Annotated in this window: 19 protein-coding genes; 10 read left to right on the plus strand and 9 right to left on the minus strand. The window is 40.3% G+C overall.

From position 1 onward, the window contains the following. Positions 1-50: 50 nt before the first annotated feature. The gene (locus CWC14_RS10510; RefSeq protein WP_138562802.1) at positions 51-1,937 is read right to left on the minus strand and encodes a lytic transglycosylase domain-containing protein; all 1,887 of its coding nucleotides are present in this window, start codon (positions 1,935-1,937) and stop codon (positions 51-53) included. A gap of 309 nt (positions 1,938-2,246) precedes the next feature. Here CWC14_RS10510 and fadB point away from each other — a divergent pair, with 309 nt between their 5' ends. The 3 genes from fadB (at position 2,247) to tusA (ending at position 6,067) form a co-directional block, all read left to right on the plus strand. Further along, positions 2,247-4,406, plus strand: coding sequence for a fatty acid oxidation complex subunit alpha FadB (gene fadB / locus CWC14_RS10515; protein WP_138562804.1), 2,160 nt, complete (start codon positions 2,247-2,249; stop codon positions 4,404-4,406). Positions 4,407-4,410: 4 nt separating this feature from the next. Continuing rightward, positions 4,411-5,580 carry an acetyl-CoA C-acyltransferase FadA gene (gene fadA / locus CWC14_RS10520; protein ID WP_138562806.1) on the plus strand — a complete coding sequence of 390 codons (1,170 nt, stop codon included), beginning with the start codon at positions 4,411-4,413 and terminating at the stop codon, positions 5,578-5,580. Between the two features lie 247 nt (positions 5,581-5,827). Next, positions 5,828-6,067 carry a sulfurtransferase TusA gene (gene tusA, locus CWC14_RS10525; RefSeq protein ID WP_138562808.1) on the plus strand — a complete coding sequence of 80 codons (240 nt, stop codon included), beginning with the start codon at positions 5,828-5,830 and terminating at the stop codon, positions 6,065-6,067. Here the strand turns inward: tusA and CWC14_RS10530 are convergent. The 8 genes from CWC14_RS10530 to dnaA form a co-directional block, all read right to left on the minus strand. Continuing rightward, positions 6,064-7,011 (minus strand): hypothetical protein, encoded by a 948-nt coding sequence (locus CWC14_RS10530; protein WP_029772819.1) that lies wholly within the window; start codon positions 7,009-7,011, stop codon positions 6,064-6,066. The genes tusA and CWC14_RS10530 overlap by 4 nt on opposite strands. Positions 7,012-7,114: 103 nt before the next feature. Beyond that, positions 7,115-7,564: an early set domain-containing protein gene (locus CWC14_RS10535; RefSeq protein ID WP_138562810.1), complete on the minus strand. Its 450-nt coding sequence runs from the start codon at positions 7,562-7,564 to the stop codon at positions 7,115-7,117. Between the two features lie 72 nt (positions 7,565-7,636). After that, on the minus strand, positions 7,637-9,706 hold the full coding sequence (gene glyS / locus CWC14_RS10540) for a glycine--tRNA ligase subunit beta (RefSeq protein ID WP_138562812.1): 2,070 nt from the start codon (positions 9,704-9,706) through the stop codon (positions 7,637-7,639). Positions 9,707-9,708: 2 nt separating this feature from the next. Further along, positions 9,709-10,611, minus strand: a complete 903-nt coding sequence (glyQ, locus tag CWC14_RS10545; RefSeq protein ID WP_138562814.1) for a glycine--tRNA ligase subunit alpha — start codon at positions 10,609-10,611, stop codon at positions 9,709-9,711. Between the two features lie 140 nt (positions 10,612-10,751). After that, positions 10,752-13,178 carry a DNA topoisomerase (ATP-hydrolyzing) subunit B gene (gene gyrB, locus CWC14_RS10550; protein ID WP_138562816.1) on the minus strand — a complete coding sequence of 809 codons (2,427 nt, stop codon included), beginning with the start codon at positions 13,176-13,178 and terminating at the stop codon, positions 10,752-10,754. 12 nt (positions 13,179-13,190) lie between these two features. Then, on the minus strand, positions 13,191-14,285 hold the full coding sequence (gene recF / locus CWC14_RS10555) for a DNA replication/repair protein RecF (protein WP_028834900.1): 1,095 nt from the start codon (positions 14,283-14,285) through the stop codon (positions 13,191-13,193). A gap of 15 nt (positions 14,286-14,300) precedes the next feature. After that, positions 14,301-15,404: a DNA polymerase III subunit beta gene (dnaN, locus tag CWC14_RS10560; RefSeq protein WP_008112965.1), complete on the minus strand. Its 1,104-nt coding sequence runs from the start codon at positions 15,402-15,404 to the stop codon at positions 14,301-14,303. Positions 15,405-15,417: 13 nt separating this feature from the next. Next, positions 15,418-16,812, minus strand: coding sequence for a chromosomal replication initiator protein DnaA (gene dnaA, locus CWC14_RS10565; RefSeq protein ID WP_138562818.1), 1,395 nt, complete (start codon positions 16,810-16,812; stop codon positions 15,418-15,420). A gap of 506 nt (positions 16,813-17,318) precedes the next feature. Between dnaA and rpmH the strand changes: the two genes are divergently transcribed. The 7 genes from rpmH to mnmG all read left to right on the plus strand — a co-directional run bounded on the left by rpmH (position 17,319) and on the right by mnmG (position 25,158). Further along, positions 17,319-17,453, plus strand: a complete 135-nt coding sequence (gene rpmH, locus CWC14_RS10570) for a 50S ribosomal protein L34 (protein ID WP_008112968.1) — start codon at positions 17,319-17,321, stop codon at positions 17,451-17,453. 7 nt (positions 17,454-17,460) lie between these two features. Further along, entirely contained in the window at positions 17,461-17,886 is a 426-nt protein-coding gene (rnpA, locus tag CWC14_RS10575) for a ribonuclease P protein component (protein ID WP_008467046.1), read from the plus strand. Positions 17,887-18,012: 126 nt separating this feature from the next. After that, positions 18,013-18,288, plus strand: coding sequence for a membrane protein insertion efficiency factor YidD (gene yidD / locus CWC14_RS10580; protein ID WP_036957173.1), 276 nt, complete (start codon positions 18,013-18,015; stop codon positions 18,286-18,288). A gap of 8 nt (positions 18,289-18,296) precedes the next feature. Beyond that, positions 18,297-19,934: a membrane protein insertase YidC gene (gene yidC / locus CWC14_RS10585; RefSeq protein ID WP_138562820.1), complete on the plus strand. Its 1,638-nt coding sequence runs from the start codon at positions 18,297-18,299 to the stop codon at positions 19,932-19,934. Positions 19,935-20,064: 130 nt separating this feature from the next. Then, a complete protein-coding gene (mnmE, locus tag CWC14_RS10590; protein ID WP_138562834.1) occupies positions 20,065-21,429 on the plus strand; it encodes a tRNA uridine-5-carboxymethylaminomethyl(34) synthesis GTPase MnmE in 1,365 nt (454 codons plus the stop codon). Positions 21,430-22,390: 961 nt separating this feature from the next. Beyond that, positions 22,391-22,840, plus strand: coding sequence for a flavodoxin domain-containing protein (locus CWC14_RS10595; protein WP_024601476.1), 450 nt, complete (start codon positions 22,391-22,393; stop codon positions 22,838-22,840). 428 nt (positions 22,841-23,268) lie between these two features. Continuing rightward, positions 23,269-25,158, plus strand: a complete 1,890-nt coding sequence (mnmG, locus tag CWC14_RS10600) for a tRNA uridine-5-carboxymethylaminomethyl(34) synthesis enzyme MnmG (RefSeq protein ID WP_138562822.1) — start codon at positions 23,269-23,271, stop codon at positions 25,156-25,158. Positions 25,159-25,167: the final 9 nt, after the last annotated feature.

Genomic DNA, 25,167 nt, shown 5'->3' on the forward strand with positions numbered 1-25,167 from the left:
GGGATAGTTACTGTGTAAATATCCCTCTTGCTATTGTAGATTTATTTTTACTACCCGCCCATGGTCATCTCTAATAGTGGCGCGAGTAAGTTACCCTCTCGGCCAAGGCGAGTGTGATAAACCTGCCGATACGCAAATACGTTTTTTACGTAGTCTCGAGTTTCTCTATATGGAATAAGCTCAACCCATAGCTCTGCGGGCATCGCTTCCTCTGGTAGCCAACGCTTAATTCGGTGATACCCGGCGTTATAGGATGCTGTTGCCAACACCTCGTTACCGTGATTTTTCTTTTTTAAATACTGTAAATAACGGGTACCAAGTCGAATATTGGTTTTTGGCTGATACAAGCGACGGCTAGATACATCGCCTTTGTTAATATATTTTGCGGTGCTTGGTAATAACTGCATTAACCCGCGTGCATTTGCATGAGAACGGGCATCAGGTGCAAATGAGCTTTCTCGACGCGCAATAGCGATACTCCAAGTTAAATCTATTTTGCTACGATTACTGTAGCGCTCAAACATGTCTTGAAACGCAAATGGAAAACGCAAATCAACATAATCCCATGCTTTTATTTTTGCTAGGGTAAATATTGTACTATCAAACCAATCAAGTTCTGCCGCAAGTACTGACGCTGCTAGCTTTTCATCATCTTCAGAAGTGTTGGTTAAATAATTCCACTCACGTCGAGCCGCAGTAAAGCGCTCAAGTTCATATAGTGCCTTAGCACGCTTAAAGCCTGGTGCATTACTGACTTTTGTCACTAAGGCTTGATTTACATTGACTGGTAGCTCATTTAAATCAACCGGTAACCCTAAGCGAGCAGCGGCTAAAAAACCGTAATAATCACGGTTAGCGGCTACCTTGCTCCAAATTGCCTTAGCTTTTTCATGATCTGCGCGTTTGTCATAACTATATGCAAGCCAATACTGTTGCCCTAAGCTAAGATTTTCTTTACCGGTAAAAAATGCCGCAATGCCTTCCCAATCTTGAGTTTTAAGCATATTGGCTAGTTGCCATTGCATTAATTTACGGTCTTGACGCGCTTTAGGGACTTTATTTAAATAAAAGCTCGCCTGGCTATGGCCGCTCGACGCTAACGACAGCGCAAAGGTATAATATACCTCCGCCTTTTCATCATCAGCAAAATCAAACATGCCTTCAATTTTTTGCCACGCCTTTAATGCCAGCTCTTTATCACGCCAAATTAAACGCTTAATACCATAAAGCGCTATTTCCCCTTCTTTGGCTGTTTTACGTTTATAGCGGTAAAGGCCTGCAGCAGCACTAGGATCGCGCCTTACCTTGGAATATAAATCAGCTAAATAACGCTCCTTAGCTGGCAATAAGGTTTTTAAATAAGGCAATAAACGATAAGAGCCCCCTTGTGCCGCTAAAGTAACACGCTGCCACACAACATCAGGGGTTAAATAACCATTTTGTCGCCAGCGCTGAAAAAGCCCGTCACATTCACTAGGTTGTGACTCGCCTACCGTCCAAATGTCGGTTACCTGATTGAGTATTGCTTTTTTAGGCGCTCCTAAGTCAAGCTGATAACTAAGATGGGTACAACTAAGCTCAGTGTCAGAGGTTTCACGGTAGTTTTTAATAAATGCTGCTTTTTTATTTCTGCGCTTTAAATAATTTAACCATGCTTTGCGCACTGGCCACTCTAATGGCGTGTGTTCATAAATAGTGAGGAAGTTTTCTATTTCTGTTTGGTGTTTTAAACTGGGGTAGCGCTGCCAATAGGCTTTTTCTACATAGGGCTTAAGTGGGTGAGACAATGAGTCTACCGCTTCTTTAAAGCTATTGTAATCGCCATAGCGGGCTTGTTTTTCTGCATCTAAAAATGCATCAAGTTCGGTATTTGCGTTGGCAGAGGGAAAAGATAAAAATAGAGTCGCTGCCGCTACGCTTAATAAATATTTTTTCATAATGTCCTTTAGGGCATAGTTACCTTCAAGGCTGACAAGAGTGTGGCTATGGGTAAATAAAAAACAGCGCAGGCACTGTAACTCTATTTTATTTACTTTGATAAAACCCAAGCTATAAACACCAAGACAGCGCAATAAAATGAATAAAAAAAACTTTCAAACCCACCTTAGCACCAAACCAGCTATATTTTAACCAGACGTTTGTAACCAAGATAAATTTTTCGTTGCATTTTTAAATTAAAGCAAGCACACTGGTCTGAATATGAACTCATCGTACCAGTCTTAGTTCATCAACTAGGGAGAATAATAATGTTATATAAAAGCGATTCCTTTGAAGTTAGCTTCGTGAAGGAAAACATCGCCGAGTTTAAGTTTTGTGCTACAGGTTCTGTAAACACATTATCTCAACAAACTCTTTCAGATTGCGCGGCAGCATTAAAAGAATTAGCCGCTAACACTGATATTAAAGGCATGATTTTTACCAGTGATAAAGACCACTTTATTATTGGTGCCGATATCTTCGAATTTTTACCTACTTTTACTAAGCCTGAAGCAGAATTAGTAACGTGGATCAAAAATGCAACTGACGTTTTTGATGCAATTGAAGACTTACCATTCCCAACACTCAGTGTTATAAACGGCTTGGCGCTTGGCGGCGGCTGTGAGTGGGCACTTGCTACCGATTATCGTGTTGCAAGTGACTCAGCAAAAATGGGCTTACCAGAAGTTAAATTAGGCATAATGCCTGGTTTTGGCGGTACAGTGCGCCTTCCGCGCATTATTGGTGCCGATAACGCGATGATGTGGATCACCACAGGTAACGAAAATCGCGCTGCTGACGCCCTTAAAGTAGGTGCATTTGACGCGGTAGTTAGTGCCAACAAACTACAAGAGTCAAGTTTAGCAACACTAGAATTAGCGATTGCTGGCAAGCTAGATTGGCAAGCAAAACGTGCTGTAAAATTACAACCGCTTAAATTAAACCGTGTTGAGCAAGGCATGAGCTTTGCAATGGCAGAAGGTATGGTAATGGGTAAAACTAAAGGCCACTATCCTGCTCCAGTTATGGCAGTTCGCACTATTAAAGCAGCAGCAAACAGCTCTCGCGCCGAAGCAATGGCAATTGAAAATGCCAACTTTGCAAAACTAGCACGTACTAGTGAAGCAGCTGCTCAAACGGGTATCTTTTTAGCAGACCAATACATTAAAGGTAAAGCACGTAAATTTGCTAAACACAGCGATGTAGAAATTAAACAAGCGGCAGTATTAGGCGCAGGTATTATGGGTGGCGGTATTGCATACCAGTCTGCTTATAAAGGCACACCAATCATAATGAAAGACATCCAACAGGATGCGCTAGATTTAGGTATGGGTGAAGCTTCTAAACTATTAGGTGCAAAAGTGAAGCGCGGCCACATGCCGATGGAAAAAATGCTAGCAACGCTTAGCAAAATCAAACCAACGCTTAACGATGCAGACCTACAAAACGCCAACATCATTGTTGAAGCCGTAGTAGAAAACCCTAAAGTGAAGCAAGCTGTACTTGCTGATCTTGAAAAGAATATGCCAGAAGGCACGGTACTTACGTCAAACACATCGACTATTTGTATCGACCTACTTGCAGAAGCGCTTGAAAAGCCAGAAAACTTCTGTGGTATGCACTTTTTCAACCCAGTACCAAAAATGCCATTAGTAGAAATTATCCGTGGTGCAAAAACCTCAGATAAAACGATTAATGCCGTGGTTGATTACGCACTTAAACTAGGTAAGTCACCGATTGTTGTTAACGATTGCCCAGGCTTTTTTGTAAACCGTGTTTTATTCCCTTACTTTGCTGGCTTTAGCAAATTAGTGGTTGAAGGCGCTAACTTTGCAAAAGTAGATAAAGTAATGGAAAACGTATTTGGTTGGCCTATGGGCCCGGCGTACCTACTTGATGTTGTAGGTATTGATACGGCTTATCATTGTACTGGCGTAATGGCAGACGGTTTCCCTGAGCGTATGGCACGTGCAGATAAAGACCCAGTGACTGTTTTTGCTAACGAAAAACGTTTTGGTCAAAAGAACAAAGCAGGTTTCTATAAGTACGAAACAGATCGTCGCGGTCGTCTTAAAAAATCACATGACCAAACAGCGATTGAACTACTTGCACCAATTACAGACGCACCAAAAGAATTTGATAAACAAGAAATCATTGACCGTTGTATGATCCCAATGATCAACGAAGTACTACTTTGTTTACAAGAAGGCATTGTTGCTTCTCCTCAAGAAGCTGATATGGCACTTGTATACGGTGTTGGTTTCCCTCCATTTAGAGGCGGCGCGTTCCGTTACTTAGATCAAACAGGTTTAGCTAACTTTGTAGCAACTGCTGACAAATACGCTCACCTAGGTGCGATTTACCAAGTATCAGAGCAAACTCGCAAGTGGGCTGAAGAAGGCCGTGTTTTCTATAAGGTGGAAGGTTAATATCATGAATAATCCAGTAATTGTAGATTGTATCCGCACACCAATGGGTCGCTCAAAAGGCGGCGTATTTAAAAACAAACGTGCGGAAGACTTAAGCGCTCATTTAATGAAAGGCTTATTAGAACGTAATCCAGCAGTTGACCCTGCGTCAATTGACGATATTTATTGGGGCTGTGTACAGCAAACATTAGAGCAAGGCTTTAACGTTGCACGTAACGCATCTCTACTTGCAGGCATTCCACATTCAGTGCCAGCAACCACAGTTAACCGTTTATGTGGCTCATCAATGCAAGCATTGCATGACGCTGCTCGCGCAATTATGACTGGCGCTGGCGACACATATCTAATTGGTGGCGTTGAGCACATGGGTCACGTACCTATGACTCACGGTAACGACTTTCACCCAGGCTTAGCTACATCAATTGCACAAGCATCTGGCTCTATGGGTTTAACCGCTGAGTACCTTGCTACTATTCACGGTATTAGCCGTGAGCAACAAGATGAATTTGCTTACCGCTCGCATCAACGCGCACATGCAGCGACTGTTGAAGGCCGTTTCCGCCGCGAAATTTTAGCAATGGAAGGTCACGATGCTGAAGGTTCACTTATTCTTGTTGAAGATGATGAAGTAATTCGCCCTGAAACAACGGTTGAAGGTTTATCGCAGCTACGTCCAGTATTTAACCCTGCTACGGGTTCTGTTACTGCGGGTACATCTTCTGCACTTTCTGACGGCGCATCAGCTATGTTAGTAATGAGCGAAGAAAAAGCAAAAGAACTGGGCTTACCAATTCGTGCACGTATTCGCGCTATGGCTGTTGCCGGTTGCGATCCATCAATCATGGGTTACGGCCCAGTACCTGCAAGTAAAAAAGCATTAGCACAAGCCGGTATTACCATTGATGACATCGATGTTGCTGAACTTAACGAAGCATTCGCAGCACAATCACTGCCTGTACTTAAAGACCTAGGTTTAGCAGACGTGGTTGACGAAAAAGTGAATTTAAACGGCGGCGCTATCGCACTTGGTCACCCTCTGGGTTGTTCGGGTTCACGTATTAGCACCTCGCTTATTCACTTAATGGAAGACAAAAACGCAAAATACGGTTTGGCAACTATGTGTATTGGTTTAGGCCAAGGCATTGCCACTGTATTTGAACGTGTTCAAGACTAATTAGTTTTTAACATGTAAAACCATCTTGGTGATTAAAAGGCGAACTAGCGCAAGTTAGTTCGCCTTTTTTTATGCCACCAGCTTATAGCCGATATGAATAATGTGATCGGGTGTATTAAATTTAAACCAGATTATTTTTTAATGTATTACGCTTACCCGTTATATGCAAAACAGTTAACCAAACAGATTAATTGCGCTAAACTACCCGACCTAACCAAGCCGCGACTATTATTACAGGTAACTTTTTATGAGCTTTGATAATCCCGATCACCAATTAGACGCCATAGGCCTACGCTGCCCAGAACCTGTAATGATGTTACGCGCTGCAATTCGTAAGATGAACGACGGTGAAACGTTATTAATTACCGCTGATGACCCATCAACCACTCGCGATATTCCAAGTTTTTGTACATTTATGGATCACACGCTGGTGGCTAAAGATGCCGATGAAGCACCGTATAGGTATGTGGTGAAGAAAGGGCTTTAAGGTTCATTGCTCAAATACTGCGTTCTAATTAAATTACTGCTTTTGAAGTGAGAATTATTTTTCTCTTCTAAATAATGAGCCACTCGGAACCACTCAAAATCCAAGTGAAATTTCTTTTCATTGTTAACTACTAATGCTGGTGGGCCCAAGAGTCGATTCATGTTTAAGTCTATATTTTGATCAAGTAACTTACTAAAATAGTCTTCAGCCTCAGTTACTGACTTATCCACCAAAGTGCGTAGTTTAATCATTAAATCAAAAATCCCTTCAAAATAACCATCTATCGCTCTGTTGAGGTCAACTAAATCAGAATTTAAGAGCTCATCTTTAAATGCAGAGTTTAACCCCTTTAACAACTTTATCCTTTCTTTCTCTTCCATTACCGATAATACGAGTGGAATCTGAAACTTTGTTATTACTCCATTTCCATGTTTACTTATAGATGGATATTTTAAAGTTAGCCTATTTACGGGTAACATTTTATGTTGGCATAAATTTCTCAAATTACAGCATAGAACATAATACTGATTCTCTTTAAAGATCTTCTCTCTTTCTATCAATAATTCAGGTAATAATGATTGATCAATATCATTAATTATCGAAAACTTATCACGTTCAATGTACAACCGATCTAAAACTAATTTTCCAGTATTCAAAATGTTTAGATAGGAGATATTTAATTTAGTACGGGCTTTTTGATTTTCTATATAAGCATGTACCTCAGAGAAACGTGAAAACTCTTGTGAGAGCTGAGCCATAGTAAGCAATGATTTGAATGTTTTAACTTCCTCTATCAAAACATCAAATAAATTTTCTATCTCAAGTTTTCTTGAGAATACTCTATATTTTTTTAAGCACTCATTTGAGTCTGATTCAGTTAGCTTACTTCGTTCAAATCTGGGCTTATCATTTTCTAGATAGCAGTACTCTATATAATTATCCAATGTACTACCCCTTAATCCAAAGGCTCAATTTCATATTAACGTCCTTGTCGCAAATCTATAAGCCCACTCGGGCAACAAAAAGCTGACAGCTCCCAACTAACAGCTATTTCTTAGTAATCGTCACTTGTGGCTTATCGTAATCACTGTAATCAATACTTACTATGTAGGTGCCTTTTATCGCTGGCGTGTAGCTAAAGTAGTTATAAATAGTATTACAGTCTGCAAGTACGGGTTGGCCGAGCGTTAGTTTTTGCCCTGCTGGTTGGGCATCGCTGTAGCCGCAGTTGTAGCCTTCACTAAAATCGGCATCGGCTATTTTAAATTCGTACACTTTACCTGGGGTGCTAAATTTAACTTCTGCTTGGTAAAGCGCGCCGCCTACTGGCATAAACTGGTACTGAGGCTCTGCATCCCAAAGCGTAAAATCGCCTCTTAGGTAAACTGTTTTATCCAGCTCTTGCTGAGGCAGTACGTCGTTAATAGACACTTGGCTAGTACACGCTGTGAGTAAGCCGGCTATGGCAAGTGTTAAAATTCGTTTCATTGGCATCATTAATGGGTATCCTTCGTTCTGTTAAAACTAAAAAGCCAGCAATACGCTGGCTTTTTATTGGCTTAAGCGGTGTTATTTTTGTAGTACAGATATATCTGCAATATCTAAAAATAAGCGGCTTAACTGGCTTAATAGTGCGAGGCGATTTTGCTTTACAGCTTCATCGTCGGCCATAACCATGACATTGTCAAAAAAGTTATCAACACTGTCACGAATGCCAGCTAATTGGCTTAATGCCTCTTGGTAGTTTCCATCGCTGTACAGTGGCGCTAAGTCGGTAGCAAATTTTGCAACTTGAGAAGCCAGTACTTTTTCTGCGTCGTCACTTAGTAAGCTCTGTTCAACATCACCTTGCGTTGTAATGTTGTTTTTAGCCAGAATATTACTTACACGCTTATTAGCGGCTGCAAGCGATTCTGCGGCGTCTAACGTACGGAAATGGCTCACGGCTTTAACCCGGCGATCAAAATCAACAGGCTTCGTTGGACGGCGCGCAAGTACCGCTTGAATTACATCTACCTCAATGCCTTCATCTTGATACCAAGCACGGAAACGCCCTAGCATAAAGTCAAACACATCTGTTGATACATTTAGGTTAGTCAGCTTTTCACCAAACAGAGTTTGTGATTTAGCAACCAGGTCTAAAATATCAAGCGGTAGCTGTTTTTCTACCATGATACGTAATGCACCAATAGCAGCACGACGAAGTGCAAATGGGTCTTTATCACCCTTTGGTGCTTGGCCTATACCAAAAATACCCACCAGCGTATCAAACTTATCGGCAATGGCGACTGCACAGCTGATCACATTAGTTGGTAAGTTGTCACCGGCAAAACGTGGCATATATTGCTCGTTTTGTGCCACTGCGACTTCTTCTGCTTCACCATCGTGACGCGCGTAATGCATTCCCATTACACCTTGTACGTCGGTAAATTCCATTACCATTTCGGTCATTAAGTCAGTTTTACTTAATAAGCCAGCGCGAGCTGCCAGTGCTTTGTCGGCACCAAGTTGCTCTGCAATGTAACCTGCCAGTTCACTAATACGCTGTGACTTATCTTTAAGCGTACCAAGTTGTTTTTGGAATAATACGCTATCAAGAGATTCTAAACGGCTTTCTAATGTTTTCTTTTTATCTGTTTCAAAGAAGAACTGCGCATCAGCTAAACGCGGGCGCACTACTTTTTCGTTACCAGAAATAACCACACTTGGATCTTTACTTTCGATGTTTGAAACAAACAAAAACTTATTTAAAAGTTTGCCGTTTTGATCTAATAACGGAAAGTATTTCTGATCATCCTTCATGGTGTAAATAAGCGCTTCAGCAGGTACATCTAAAAATGCTTCTTCAAATGTGGCTGTTAGGGTTACTGGCCATTCTACCAGTGAAGTAACTTCTTCAAGTAAGTCTTCATCCATAGCAACAACGGCATTAACTGCTTTGGCTGCGTCTTCTATTTGCGCGCGAATCTGTGCTTTACGCTGTTCGTAGTCAGCAATAACGTAAGCTGATTTAAGTACGTCAAACACCTCATCAGCATGGTTAATGCTAATTTTTTCAGGGTGATGAAAACGATGGCCTTGCAATTGATTGCTCACTTGCTTACCAAGAATTTCACCTTCAACAAGTTCACTACCCAGTAAAATAGTCACGGTATGCACAGGGCGAATAAATTGTGTTTTATTCGCCCCCCAACGCATTGGTTTAGGAATAGGTAATTTAGCAAGCGCTTTACTAATTGCATCAGCCATTAGTAATTTGGTTTCTTGCCCTGCTACTTTAGCAATATGTAATAACCATGCGCCTTTATCGGTTTCGAGTGTTTGCGCATCTTTTACTTCAATTCCACAACCACGAGCCCAACCCATAGCTGCTTTAGTTGGGTTACCCTCAGCATCAAAAGCGGCTTTAGTTGCTGGGCCGCGTTTTTCAACTTCTTTGTCTTGTTGTTTAGCTTCAAGTGCTTTTACTTGTAAACCTAAACGACGTGGCGATGCATACCAGTTCACACCTTGATGACCTAGTTCTAGACTTTCTAATTCTGCTGTTAAGTTTGCAGCAAAGGCTTCGGCTAATTTACGAAGTGCTTTTGGTGGCAACTCTTCGGTGCCAATTTCTACTAATAAATTTTCTGCTGACATGCTTACTTATCCTTACACAGCGGGAAACCAAGCGCTTCACGTGCATCGTAATAACTTTGTGCACACGCTTTTGATAATGCACGAACGCGTAAAATATAACGTTGACGCTCAGTTACTGAAATAGCATGACGTGCGTCTAATAAGTTAAATGCGTGCGATGCTTTCATTACTTGCTCGTAGGCTGGTAATGGTAGGCTTGCTTCAATTAGCTTTTGGCTCTCAGCTTCACATTTATCAAACTGTTCAAATAAGTCGGCTACGTTTGCATGTTCAAAGTTATAGGTTGATTGCTCAACTTCATTTTGATGGAACACATCACCGTAAGTTACGCGCCCAAATGGACCGTCAGCCCATACTAGGTCGTAAATGCTATCTACGCCTTGAATGTACATTGCTAAACGCTCTAGGCCGTAAGTAATCTCGCCCGTTACCGGTGAGCATTCTAAACCGCCCACTTGCTGGAAGTAGGTAAACTGCGTTACCTCCATGCCGTTTAACCAAATTTCCCAACCTAGGCCCCACGCACCTAATGTAGGTGATTCCCAGTTATCTTCTACAAAGCGAACTTCGTCAGTTAGGGTATCAATACCCATCGCCGCTAAAGAGCCTAAGTAAAGCTCTTGAATATTATCTGGCGATGGTTTTAACACAACTTGGAATTGGTAGTAATGTTGTAAGCGGTTTGGATTCTCACCGTAACGGCCATCGGTAGGTCGACGACACGGTTGAACGTAAGCGCTCGACATTGGCTCTGGGCCAATTGATTTTAAAAATGTTTGCGGGTGAAATGTCCCTGCGCCCACTTCCATGTCAAGTGGTTGAATAATGACACAGCCTTGCTGTGCCCAATAATCCTGTAAAGCCAGGATCAAACCTTGAAAGGTTTTAACGTCATATTTTTGCATATTTGGCTTTTTACTATCTGAGAAGTAGCGTGAAAATTACCCTCAGTATACCTTGTGCACACTCAGGTTTTAAGCAGTTTGTGCGTTTGAAAAAATAAAAAAGGAGCCTAAGGCTCCTTTTTTGTGATTACTATAATGTTTTATACGTCTAAGTTAACCACACGCAGTGCGTTCGTTTCAATAAACTCACGACGCGGCTCAACTTGATCGCCCATTAATGTGGCAAATAATTGATCCGCTGCAACAGCATCTTCAATTGTTACTTGCAACATACGGCGTGCGCTTGGATCCATGGTGGTTTCCCAAAGCTGATTTGGGTTCATTTCACCCAATCCTTTATAGCGTTGAATGTAGATCCCGCGCTTAGACTCTGCGATCAACCATTCCAATGCATCCACAAAGTTATCAACAGGTTTTGTTTTCTCACCACGTTGGATGTAAGCACCCTCTGTGATGATATTTGCAATGTTTTTACCTGTTACAGCAATGCGTTGGTAGTCTCTTGATGTAATAAAGTCATAATGAAGTACGTGTGCTTTATCCACACCATGCTGACGAATATTCACAACAGGGTAATATAAATTACGCTCTGTATCGTGTTCAGTACCTGCGTGGAAAATAGTTGCATCTTCATCACGCGCAACTAAGCCATCAACAAGCTCTTTGGTCCAAGCAATTACCTTAGCCTCGTCTGAAAGGTCTTCTTTTTTCAGCTCGCCTTGGTAAATCAAACGGTTCATCACTGTGTTTGGATACTTACGCTTTAAGCGCTCGATAACTTTAACCGTGTTTTGGTAATCATGAACGATTGCTTCTAACGCTTCACCATCAACCGCTTCTGCACTATCACTCGTGTAAAGAGCAGCATTACTTAGCGCTAAAGATGTAAGGTAATCAACTAATGCAGGGTCATCTTTAATATAACGCTCTTGCTTACCTTTTTTCACTTTATAAAGAGGTGGCTGAGCAATATAAATGTAACCACGTTCAACAATTTCCGGCATTTGACGGTAGAAGAACGTTAGTAGCAAGGTACGAATGTGAGAGCCATCCACGTCGGCATCGGTCATGATGATGATACGGTGGTAACGTAGTTTTTCTGGGTTATATTCGTCACGGCCAATACCACAACCTAATGCAGTAATTAGCGTTGCCACTTCTTGTGAAGAAAGCATTTTATCAAAACGTGCTTTTTCTACGTTTAAGATTTTACCTTTAAGCGGAAGAATCGCTTGATTCTTACGGTTACGACCCTGCTTGGCTGAACCGCCAGCTGAGTCACCCTCCACTATGTATAGTTCAGATTGGGCTGGATCTTTTTCTTGGCAATCCGCTAGTTTGCCCGGTAAACCAGCTAAATCCATAGCACCTTTACGGCGTGTCATTTCACGTGCTTTACGAGCGGCTTCACGCGCGCGTGCTGCATCAATAATTTTGCCAACAACAATTTTTGCATCCATTGGGTTTTCTAATAAAAACTCAGTGAATTTTTCAGCCATTGCTTGCTCTACAGCAGACTTAACTTCACTAGATACTAGCTTGTCTTTAGTCTGTGATGAGAATTTAGGATCAGGAACTTTAACACTCACAACTGCCGTTAAGCCTTCACGCGCATCATCGCCCGTTGCGTTACTTGTTGTTTTAGCCTTTTTGTTAAAGCCTTCTTTTTCCATGTAGTTATTAAGCGTACGTGTTAGCGCAGATCTAAAACCAGCTAAGTGAGTACCACCATCACGTTGTGGGATGTTATTAGTAAAACAGTAAATATTTTCTTGGAACGCATCATTCCACTGCATTGATACTTCTACACTTATACCATCTTCTTCACGCTCGTGAGTAAAATGGAACACCCCTTTATGTACTGGTGTTTTATTGCGGTTTAAGTATTCAACGAATGCTCTAATACCACCTTCGTATTTAAAATGGTCACTCTTATTTTCTTCGCGCTCATCATTTAAAATGATGCTCACACCTGAGTTCAAAAACGATAACTCGCGTAAACGCTTAGCTAAAATATCGTAATGGAAATCTAGGTTAGTGAACGTTTCGCCACTTGGCCAAAAGCGTAACTCAGTACCGGTTGTTTCAGAATCACCAATAGCTGCAAGTGGTGCATCTGGAACACCCATAGTGTAAAACTGCTCGTAAAGTTTACCTTCACGACGAATAGTTAGTTTTAATTTTTCTGATAATGCATTTACTACCGATACACCAACACCGTGCAAGCCACCTGATACTTTATAAGAGTTATCATCAAACTTACCACCAGCGTGTAGCACCGTCATAATTACTTCAGCTGCAGATACACCTTCTTCTTCATGTATAGAAGTAGGAATACCACGGCCGTTATCTCTTACAGATACCGAACCGTCTAAGTGAATTGTGACAAATATATCATCACAGTGACCTGCTAAGGCCTCATCGATAGAGTTATCAACGACCTCAAACACCATGTGGTGTAAGCCCGTACCATCATCGGTGTCCCCTATATACATACCAGGACGCTTTCTTACTGCATCTAATCCTTTAAGTACTTTAATACTCGACGAATCATAATTCTCAGACATGGTTAATCCCACTTATCTTGTTATTAGGTTGCCATGTTTCACGTGGAACATTTTTAGTTCTCGTTGCATGGGTTCCACCACAGCAGAAATACTTTCAGATAAAATTGAAGAAATAAATATTTGAGAACTACAGTGAGTCAATAACTGGCCCACTTTCTCTTTTGTATCTTCGCTTAGTTCTGAAGGTAGATCATCTATTAGCAATATAGATTGCTTATCTGTCTCTGACTCAATTAAGCTATTTTGCGTTACTTTTAACGCATACAACAATAACTTTAATTGCCCGCGTGAGAATACATTCTCAACACTGCTGCCAGCGACACTAAAACTAAAATCAGCCTTATGAGGGCCTTTACTTGTAAAGCCTTGGCGAGCATCTCGCTCAAAACTTTGCTCTAACGCATCACAAAGAGATTCACTCTCTTTCCAGCCCGCATTGAAGCTAATTTCTAAATCGCGTATTAGCGTTAATTCTGCACACATTTTATCAAAAAATTGCTGCTTAAACCTAGTTATATACGCGATTCTTAATTTATTTATTTGTTCTGCCAGTCTAACAAATTCTTTGTCCCAAAACTTGATTTGGTCAAAATAATTCTTAGGCTTAGATTTTAATAAGGCGTTGCGTTGTTTAAGCACTTTATTAAACGATTGCCATAAGAAAAAAAACTCATGTTCCACGTGGAACAAACCTAAGTCTAAAAACTTTCTGCGCTCCTTAGGACCGCCAAAAAATAGCGAGTAGCTTTCTGGTGTTATTATTTGTACCGGCATTAACTGGGCAAGTTCAGATACTTTTCGACTCGCCTTACCCTGGATTTTTAAATTGGTTTCACCCGCTTGGGTTTTACTAATACCAATAGGGATAGATAAATCGTATAACGCTTTGCGGCCATGAATAACAAACTGATCTTGCTGGTGTGCAATAATACTTTTATGTTTAGAAGTTCGAAAAGATTTGCCGTGAGAAAGGTAATATATAGCCTCTAAAAGGCTGGTTTTTCCGCTGCCGTTTTCACCATAAATTATATTAACGCCATTAACTGGTTCTAGCGTCAGCGCCTCAATATTACGAAAATATTTGAGGCTCAAATGACTTAAGCTCATTATGTATTTATAATCTTATAAACGCATAGGCATAACGACGTACATCGCTTCTTCATCGCCTGCACCTTCTATTAGTGCACTGCTATTTGAATCGGCAAGTGTAAATAACACATCTTCAGTTTTTAATGTATTTAATACATCAAGCACGTAAGACACATTAAACCCAATTTCTAGGTCATCGCCCTCGTACATTACTTCAACCACTTCTTCAGCTTGCTCTTGCTCTGGGTTGTTGGCTGTAATTTTTAATAAACCATTTGATAAATTTAAGCGTACACCACGAAACTTTTCATTCGATAAAATCGACACACGCTGAAAAGCATTACGAAGCCATTCACGATTCGCGGTAATTACCTTATCGCCACCGCGCGGTAAAACACGACGGTAATCAGGGAATCGACCATCAACTAATTTACTCGTAAAGGTAAATTCAATATCAATAATACGAATGTGGTTGGCACCAAACTGAATAGTTACCAGCTCTTGATCAGCAACCATTAGGCGCATAATTTCTTGCACGCCTTTGCGCGGTATAATTAATTGGCGCTGTGTATTTAATGACTGACCTAGTTGCTTTTGTGCAATCGCTAAACGGTGCCCATCAGTGGCGACTGTTTTTATATCGCTGTTATCAACTTCAAACGACATGCCGTTTAAGTAATAACGTACATCTTGGTTTGCCATTGAAAAGTGCGTGCTTTCAAGTAATTTACGTAACTCTAAACGCGTTAGTTGAAATTCAACCTCACCATCCCACTGCTCTAAATTAGGAAAATCTTCAGCCGCTAATGTGGTCAATGAAAAACGACTTTTACCACTGGTTAAAAGTAACTGATGATCTTGTAAGCTTAATGTAAGATCAGAACCATCCGGTAAACTTTTACAAATATCGAGTAATTTTTTAGCCGGTAATGTGAGCTTGGTATCGGCAACATCATCACCTACAAACACGCTCGCCACTAATTCAATTTCAAGGTCGGTCCCTGTCATTGAAAGCTGGCCATTTTCTACCACGAGTAATACGTTAGATAAAATAGGTAACGTATGCTTACGCTCTATGGCACCCGATACTTGCACCAATGGTTTTAAAAATTGTTCTCTTGATATTGTTATTTGCATAATAAAGTCAGCCCTAAGATGACAATGTTCTTATTAAATTTTGGTAATCTTCTTTAATCTCGTGGCTTTCGTCACGTAATGATTTAACTTTGCGACACGCGTGCAGTACTGTTGTATGGTCACGCCCACCAAAGGCATCCCCAATCTCAGGTAAGCTGTGATTAGTGAGTTCTTTAGATAATGCCATGGCAACTTGGCGCGGCCTTGCTATAGAGCGGCTGCGGCGCTTAGACAGTAAATCAGACACACGTATTCTATAGTATTCTGCTACCGTACGTTGAATATTGTCTATGGTGACTAGTTTATCTTGCAGTGCGAGTAAATCACGCAGTGCTTCTTTTACAAAGTCGATAGAAATTGGGCGGCCGGTAAAGTTTGCATTAGCAATTACACGGTTTAAAGCCCCTTCAAGTTCACGTACGTTTGAACGTAATTTTTTAGCGATAAAAAATGCCACTTCATGCGGTAAATTAATTTTACTTTGCTGGGCTTTTTTCATCAAAATGGCAACGCGTGTTTCAAGCTCTGGCGGCTCAATCGCGATAGTTAATCCCCAACCAAAACGAGATTTAAGGCGATCTTCAACCCCTTCTATCTCTTTAGGATAACGGTCAGAGGTTAAAATAATTTGCTGGTTACCTTCTAATAATGCATTAAAGGTATGAAAGAACTCTTCTTGTGAACGTTCTTTATTAGCAAAAAATTGAATGTCATCAATCATGAGTGCATCAACACTGCGGTAATAACGCTTAAACTCTTCGATCGCATTATTTTGCAGTGCTTTAACCATGTCTTGCACAAAGCGTTCTGAATGCATGTAGACAATTTTAGCATCTGGCTTATTGGCCATAATACCGTTGCCTACCGCATGTAATAAATGCGTTTTACCTAAGCCCGTACCACCGTATATAAAAACAGGATTAAATGCAGAGCCAGGATTATCTGCTACCTGAGTGGCAGCCGCTTTTGCTAATTGGTTAGATTTACCCTCAACAAAACTGTCAAAGGTATAGTTTTCTTTAATGTTTGATTTATAACCCGATTTAGGAGCGGGCTCAACAACTGGTTTTTGTTCTCGTGGTTGTTGTTTTGCCGTTGCTTGCGTACTTGGTGCTGATTGTGTTTCAACTACCGGCGCAGCTTGAGCTTGTGCATTTAATAGCGGCTTGCTGCCTACATCAAAGCGTAATTCAGGGGCTTCTACACCACAAATTTCAACCAGTAACTCATTTATTCTATTTAGGTATTTTTCTCTTACCCAATCAAGTACAAAACGATTAGGTGCATAAATCGTCAAGGTATCTTCGGTACTTTCTGCTTGAAGTGGTCTGACCCACATACTAAATTGCTGCGAAGGCAATTCATCTTGCAATACATATAAACAACTTTGCCAAACCGACAGATACACAGTAAAACTCCCAGAGATATAATTTTTATTCCCGCACATCAATAATGATTCAAAAATCACACCTGTATTGCGTTTAAATGGCTCAATAAGCAGCCCAAGACCGACTATTATGAATGCACTTTATCCACAAGTAAAAGATTGATTTTTATAAAATTGTTGATATCGATGTATAAATATAATAACAGACTGATTTAAATAGCTTTTTATTTTAAAGCCTGATTAGAGATCATAACAAAACTGGCAGCAGATCGCGACTATAATTTATGATCTAATTTACTTTTCCCATGCTTTTATTCACTTTTTATACAGGGGCTGTGGAAAACTTCTTATTTATGATGATCCTATCGGATCATGAAAATTGATCACAAATAAACATGCTTTACGCGCTCTATTATGATTGACTTTTCGTCACTTCATCTATAATATCTCGCGCTCGCAATGGCACCTGTGCCAGGATCGCGACCTGCATAGGATGTTTTAACTTTAACCGATCGGATGAGATTGTTATGAAAAGAACTTTTCAACCTAGCGTTTTAAAACGCAAACGTACACACGGTTTCCGTGCTCGTATGGCAACTGTAAATGGCCGTAAAGTATTAGCTCGTCGCCGTGCTAAAGGCCGCAAAGTTCTTTCTGCTTAATTTATAAGTGGAAGACTTTAGCTTTGGCAGGGAGTTACGTCTGTTAACTCCCTCGCATTACTCTCGCATATTTAATGAACCCGCTCGGGCTGCAACTCCTTTCTTTACTTTATTAGCAAAACCAAGTGACCAGTCAAAACCTAGGTTAGGCCTTACTGTTGCTAAAAAACGTGTAAAAAAGGCATGTCAACGAAACCGTATTAAACGTCTTGCTCGCGAAAGTTTTCGTTTAAACCAACATACTCTCGATAATATAGATATTGTGTTGATGGTAAAAAGTGGCATTGATGAACAGTCCAATGAAGAATTAACCAAACAACTAACAAAGTTGTGGCGTAAAATTAATGAACGCTGCAAACCCGGTGCCCCTAAACCGCCACCATTTAAAAAACGCCCAAACAAATCAGCTAAATCGACTAAACAAACTCAATAGCAATAGAATTACAGGGTTAATTAAGGTATCTTTAGCTCACCTTTTAATCATGCGTTTAAAATCTTAAAGTAAGTCTTTAAATACATGGTATCTATTCACTAAACATAACGTAGGGGCATGTACAACATGAGGTTACTTAAACCACTTGCTGCGTTACCAACACGTTGTTTAGTTTTATTGATCCGCGGTTATCAAAAGTGGATTAGCCCGCTATTGGGTCCGCATTGTCGTTTTAATCCAACCTGTTCTAGCTACGCTATTCAAGCAATTAATTTGCATGGTGCAGTAAAAGGCAGTTGGCTCGCAGTTAAACGCATATTAAAATGCCATCCTTTACATTCAGGTGGAGACGACCCCGTTCCTGAAAAATTAACCCGTATTAACCACCAACACGAGAAATAAGAGCTGTTATGGAATCGCAACGCACGTTTTTATTCATCGGCCTAATGCTAGTGTCGTTTTTATTATTTCAAGAATGGAATAATGACTACAACACGCCAAAAGCCGATCCTAGTGCCACTACACAAACACTAAAAGCAAATTCACCAGAATCAGATGATTATGTTCCAGCTTCATCAGACTCTGGTTTACCTGCTTCAACTACTTTAGCTAAACGCTCAGTCATTGATATTACAACTGACGTGTTCAAAGTTAAAATTGACACCAAAGGCGGTGACATTGTTGAAACAGACTTAATTAATTATAAAGAAACCAAAGGCAGTGATGTTCCTTACATGCTACTTGGTGAGTTTGATGGTAAACAATACTTTTCACAAAGTGGTTTAATAGGTTTAAATGGCCCAGATGCATCTGCAAATGGTCGTCCTACTTACCAATCAGAGCAAACCTCTTACACCTTAACAGGTGATGAGCTTCGCGTTCCACTGCAATTTACCGACAGCAACGGTGTAAGCTTTACTAAGACTTATGTATTCAAAAAGGGTCAGTATGATGTTGGCTTAGAATATAAAGTTAACAACACCACCAGCGCGCCTGTACAAGTACAGCTTTACACACAAATAAAGCGTACCGTACAAGAAAAAGGCAGCATGGTTGATCAAAACTATTTAGGGGCTGCATACGGTACAGATGAGGAACCATACGAAAAGTATAGTTTTTCAGATATGGCCGATAAAAACCTAAACATTAATACCCAAGGTGGTTACGTTGCCTTTATTCAGCATTACTTTGTAAGTGCTTGGGTACCAATGCAAGATCAAGCGAATACACTTTATAGTTTAATCACTAAAAGTAACGCAGCTATTATTGGTGTTAAAGACGAAGCGGTAAATGTTCAAGCTGGTAGTGAGCAAGTACTTACTGCAACTTATTACATGGGCCCTAAAGAGTCAGATAAACTTGAAGCGATTCACACTGACCTAGACTTAACCGTTGATTACGGTTGGTTATGGTTTATCTCTCAGCCGTTATTTGTGCTATTAAAATGGTTACACAGCATTTTAGGTAACTGGGGTGTAGCAATTATTGCCATCACTATTATCGTTAAAACATTAATGTATCCACTGACTAAAGCACAGTACACCTCAATGGCTAAAATGCGTGCGTTACAGCCTAAGATGAAGGCGCTAAAAGAAAAGTATGGCGATGATCGTCAAAAATTCGGCCAAGCGACCATGGAAATGTACCGTAAAGAAAAAGTAAACCCTATGGGTGGCTGTTTCCCTATTTTACTGCAAATGCCAATCTTCTTAGCCTTGTTCTATGTATTCTTAGAGTCTACAGAACTTCGTCACGCTGAATTTGTACTTTGGCTAACTGACCTTTCTGCGAAAGACCCATACTACGTATTACCAATCTTATTTGGTGCGAGTATGTTTATAACGCAAAAACTACAACCTATGACGGTTACCGATCCAATGCAGCAAAAAATGATGACCTTTATGCCGGTTATCTTCTCTGTGTTCTTCTTATGGTTCCCATCTGGTTTAGTACTTTACTGGTTAGTGTCTAACCTTATCTCTATTGTCCAGATGTTAATCATCTACCGTGGCATGGAAAAGAAAGGTATTAAAGTAAGGGGCGATTAATCCTCCCTACTTATATAAAGGCGACTTAGGTCGCCTTTTTTATTGCCAATTTTTTATAACAGCATTCGCGAGTGCCTATTTGATAGGTTACAATACCGCCATTACGTATTTAAGTTGGCAAATAAACCGCATGATCAATCACGATACAATTGCAGCACAAGCCACTGCCCCAGGCCGAGGCGGTGTTGGTATTATTCGCGTTTCAGGAAACCTAGCCAAACAGGTTGCTGAAAAAATAATTGGCAAAGTCCCTAAAGTTCGTTATGCCGACTATGTGCCATTTAACACCCTTGCAGGTCAGCAACTTGACCAAGGTATTGCGATTTACTTTGCCGGCCCACACTCATTTACCGGTGAAGACGTACTCGAACTTCAAGGCCATGGCGGCCCTGTTGTGCTTGATATGCTACTTAAAGAAATTAGTAAAATAGACGGTGTACGTTTAGCAAAGCCTGGTGAATTCTCTGAGCGTGCGTTTATGAACGACAAGCTTGATTTAACTCAAGCAGAAGCAATCGCCGACTTAATTAATGCAACCAGTGAGCAAGCGGCTAAAAGCGCCCTACAGTCACTTCAAGGCCAATTCTCTAAGCACATAGAAACCTTAGTTGAAAAAGTCATTCACTTGCGGATGTACGTAGAAGCCGCTATTGATTTTCCTGATGAAGAAATCGATTTTTTATCAGACGGAAAAGTCGGCGGGGATTTAAATGCTATTATTGAGCAGCTTAATGCCGTAACCAATCAAGCCAGACAAGGCAGCATAATGCGCGAAGGTATGCGTGTCGTTATTGCAGGTCGTCCTAATGCAGGAAAATCAAGCTTACTTAATGCATTAGCAGGACGAGAAGCGGCAATCGTAACTGAAATAGCCGGCACAACCCGCGATGTACTTCGTGAGCACATACATATAGATGGTATGCCACTACATATAATCGACACCGCAGGCCTGCGTGAAAGCCCAGATCGCGTTGAACAAATAGGTATTGAGCGTGCATGGGATGAAATAAACCAAGCCGATCGCGTTTTATTTATGCTTGATGGTACAGATACAGCCGATACCGACCCTCATGCTATTTGGCCAGAATTTATGGCTAAGTTACCCCAAGGTATGGGCGTGACCGTGATCAGAAACAAAGCCGATTTATCAGGTGATGTAGTCGGTATGGATCAAGAGCAACAATATCCGGTCATCAGTTTAAGCGCTAAGAATGCTGACGGCATAGAACTAGTGCGTGAGCACTTAAAAGCCTGTATTGGTTTTGATGGTGCCACAGAGGGTGGCTTTATGGCGCGTCGTCGTCACTTAGATGCCCTTGAGCATGCAGCCTACCACTTAGATACCGGTAAAACACAATTAGAAATGCATGTGGCAGGTGAAATTTTGGCTGAAGAACTGCGTTTAACGCAGCAGTATCTTAACGAAATAACTGGTGAATTTACCTCAGATGATCTACTTGGCAAAATATTTAGCTCGTTCTGTATCGGTAAATAGTCGAATTAATAAGTAACGATATAATTTATTAAGGGCGCTTAGGCGCTCTTTTTCATGCCTAATATTTACAATAACAACTCACCTAGCTGTGTTTTAATAATCCACTTTAAAAACCAAACAGACTAAAAATACAGTTAAATCTACACCTATATCAGTCTCAATTGCCTTTAATAATGTACATAAAAGATGTAACAGCGCTAATAATCACAGCTAATAGCGGCTAGAACGTTTTCATTTATAGAACAAAATAGCTGTAGTTATGCTTATTAAACACTCTAAAACTGAAGCTATAGCATTGGTTATCCATGTTTGAATAGGGGGTATTATCAAGTCATAAAAACAAAACTTAACTAAAAAATACGTTTTGTTCGTCTACACCACCAGCAAAATTCAGTTAAATATTCACTTTAGATCACTCAAATTTATTTTTTTGCAGATCAGTTATCCACAATTGCGTGTTTTTTTGCTTCAGCGAGGAATTAAACGTCTTTAAAATGGGGAAATAAGCTGTATTTAATTAAAAAAGGGCTGTTTATAAAAAATAATAATGGTTATTTAACCTGATCTGACTAAATAGATCATTTTTTAAAATTATTTTCGATCCCAATTTAAGGTTATCAACAAGCTTTATATCCACATTAAGATCAACAAGCATCTATACGTTTATTTTCAATCGCTGGTGGCAAATACTAAATATAAAATCAATGACTTAGCAATAAAACTGCAACTTTAATTGATAGTTAAGCAGAGCTTTCCCCAACCTTATCAACAACTTGATCAGAAGATTACATTTAAAGATATTTTGTTAAACCTTTAATTATCAAGTAGTTAAGCAGTACATTTAAGTGAAGGCTTAAATAAGTACAAAAATAGTTATACAAAATAGCACTCTTAACTTTACTGTTATACTCACTGGGCTATCATAGGCGGCAATTAAAACTAATAGTGATCACAAATATTCATGAGTTCAGTAAATCTTATCGTTGGTAGTCAAATGGGATCCGCAGAATACGTTGCCGAGCAACTAAGCGATGCGCTTAATAGCCAAGGTATTAATACCCAACTACATGATCAACCTGAATTTAGTGAAATAGATCAGCAAAATACCATTTGGTTAATTTGTACATCAACCTATGGTGCGGGTGATTACCCAGAAAACCTTATTAACTTTGTTGATGAGTTATCTCAAGTTGATGATTTATCGCACTTAAAGTACACGGTCATCGCTTTAGGTGATACCAGTTATGACACGTATAACCTTGCAGGGCGTAATATAGATACGCTTTTAAGCCAAAAAGGCGCGATACAGTTAGCACCGCGGTTAGAACTGAATATTCTTGATGAAGCACTTCCAGAAGATACGGCCTTAGCTTGGTTAGACTCGTGGATAGCAAAAACAGGTCTAAAATAGAAAGATCAAGTAAAAAGTTATAAATAAAGTTACCCACAATTTACTAATAATTTAAAAGATTTTGTGGATAAACACTGATTAAACTGCTTTTTTAACCATGCTTATCCATGGGATAAGATCGAGGCTTGATCGGCCTGTGTATAACAGCTTGTTTTGATCAGAGCTTATTTGCCTGAAGATCCGATCATATTAACACCTTTAGATCCGATCTAATTATATGTTTTTAATCATGATCTAAAGCTTATCAACAGAAAAGCTGATCTGTAGTAGTAATAGTATTAAAAGATCTCTTTAAAAGATCCTTTATATTATTAGAGATCACTTACTTAGATCTTGAGCACTGTTTAATCATTTATCTTCTGCTAATTTCTAGGTAGAATACGCTCCCTTTTGAAGTTTACTGGTTTGATTTAAGTAGGATCCCATTAATGATTTTTCACGAAAATTTTGACGTTATCGTAGTAGGTGGTGGACATGCTGGCACTGAAGCCGCATTGGCAGCTGCCCGTATGGGGATGAATACCCTGCTGCTGACTCACAATATGGATACCCTTGGTCAAATGTCTTGTAACCCAGCGATTGGTGGCATTGGCAAAGGCCACTTAGTTAAAGAAATTGATGCTCTTGGTGGCGCAATGGCTCAGGCTATTGACAAAGGCGGGATCCAATTCCGTACGCTTAATTCTTCTAAAGGCCCTGCTGTACGAGCTACTCGTGCTCAAGCGGATCGTGCTTTGTACAAAGCGGCTATTCAGAACACACTTCAAAACCAAGAAAACTTAAAGATTTTTCAACAATCATGTGATGATCTTATTGTTGAAAACAACCGTGTAACTGGTGTCGTTACCCAAATGGGTCTGCGTTTCAGTGCTCCTAGTGTAGTACTAACCGTAGGCACATTCTTAGGTGGCCAAATTCATATCGGTCTTGAAAACTTTAAAGGTGGCCGTGCAGGCGATCCACCTTCAATTGCATTGGCTGATCGTTTACGCGAACTTCCATTTAGAGTGGATCGTTTAAAAACAGGCACACCACCACGTATTGATGCACGCACTGTTGATTTTTCTAAAATGGAAGAACAACCAGGTGATGCACCAACACCGGTATTCTCATTTATGGGTAAACAAAGCGACCACCCACAACAAATTCCGTGTTACATCACTTACACCAATGAAAAAACACATGATGTTATTCGCAAAAACTTACATCGCTCACCTATGTACTCAGGTGTTATCGAAGGAATAGGCCCACGTTACTGTCCGTCTATTGAAGATAAAATTGTCCGTTTTGCTGATAAAGATAAGCACCAGATATTTGTAGAGCCAGAAGGCTTAACGTCATACGAGTTATATCCTAACGGTATTTCAACCAGCTTACCGTTCGATGTGCAGTTAGAAATTGTGCAATCGATCACCGGATTTGAAAATGCACATATTTGTCGTCCTGGCTACGCTATAGAATATGACTTTTTTGATCCGCGCGACTTAAAACAATCATTAGAAACTAAATTTATTGATGGTTTATTTTTTGCTGGTCAGATTAATGGTACGACCGGTTACGAAGAAGCGGGCGCACAAGGTCTGATCGCAGGTATGAATGCGGCATTACAAGTGCAAGGCAAAGAGTCGTGGACGCCACGTCGTGATGAAGCTTATGTTGGTGTATTAATTGACGACTTAGCAACACTGGGTACAAAAGAACCGTACCGCATGTTTACTAGCCGTGCTGAATACCGTTTGTTACTACGTGAAGATAACGCTGATATACGTTTAACTGAAAAAGGCCGTGAATTAGGTTTAGTTAATGATGAACGTTGGCAAGCATTCAACGAAAAAATGGAAGTGATCGCTAAAGAGAAACAGCGTATTAAAGACACCTGGATCCATAAAGATCATGCGGTTGTTGATCAAGTAAATGAATTACTTAAAACGCCACTTGTGCGTGAAGCCAGCTTAGAAGAATTATTACGCCGACCTGAAGTGCGTTATAACGACTTGATGGCCATTGAAGGACTCGGATCTGAGTTTACCAATAAGGCCGCCTTAGAGCAGGTTGAAATTCATACTAAGTACGCAGGTTACATTGCACGCCAGCAAGATGAGATCAATAAGCAGCTTCGTCATGAAGAAACAATTTTACCAAAAGAGTTTGATTATAAAACCGTCTCTGGTTTATCAAATGAGGTTGTTGCTAAGCTAATTGATGCTCGTCCAGACACTATTGGTCAAGCTTCGCGTATTTCTGGTATCACCCCAGCGGCGATTTCGCTATTATTAGTGTATCTGAAGAAGCAAGGCTTGTTACGCAAAACTGCGTAACGGTAAAGG

Origin of the sequence: Pseudoalteromonas sp. S3260 (genome assembly GCF_005886925.1) — a bacterium.
GTDB classification, from domain to species: Bacteria; Pseudomonadota; Gammaproteobacteria; order Enterobacterales; family Alteromonadaceae; genus Pseudoalteromonas; species Pseudoalteromonas tetraodonis.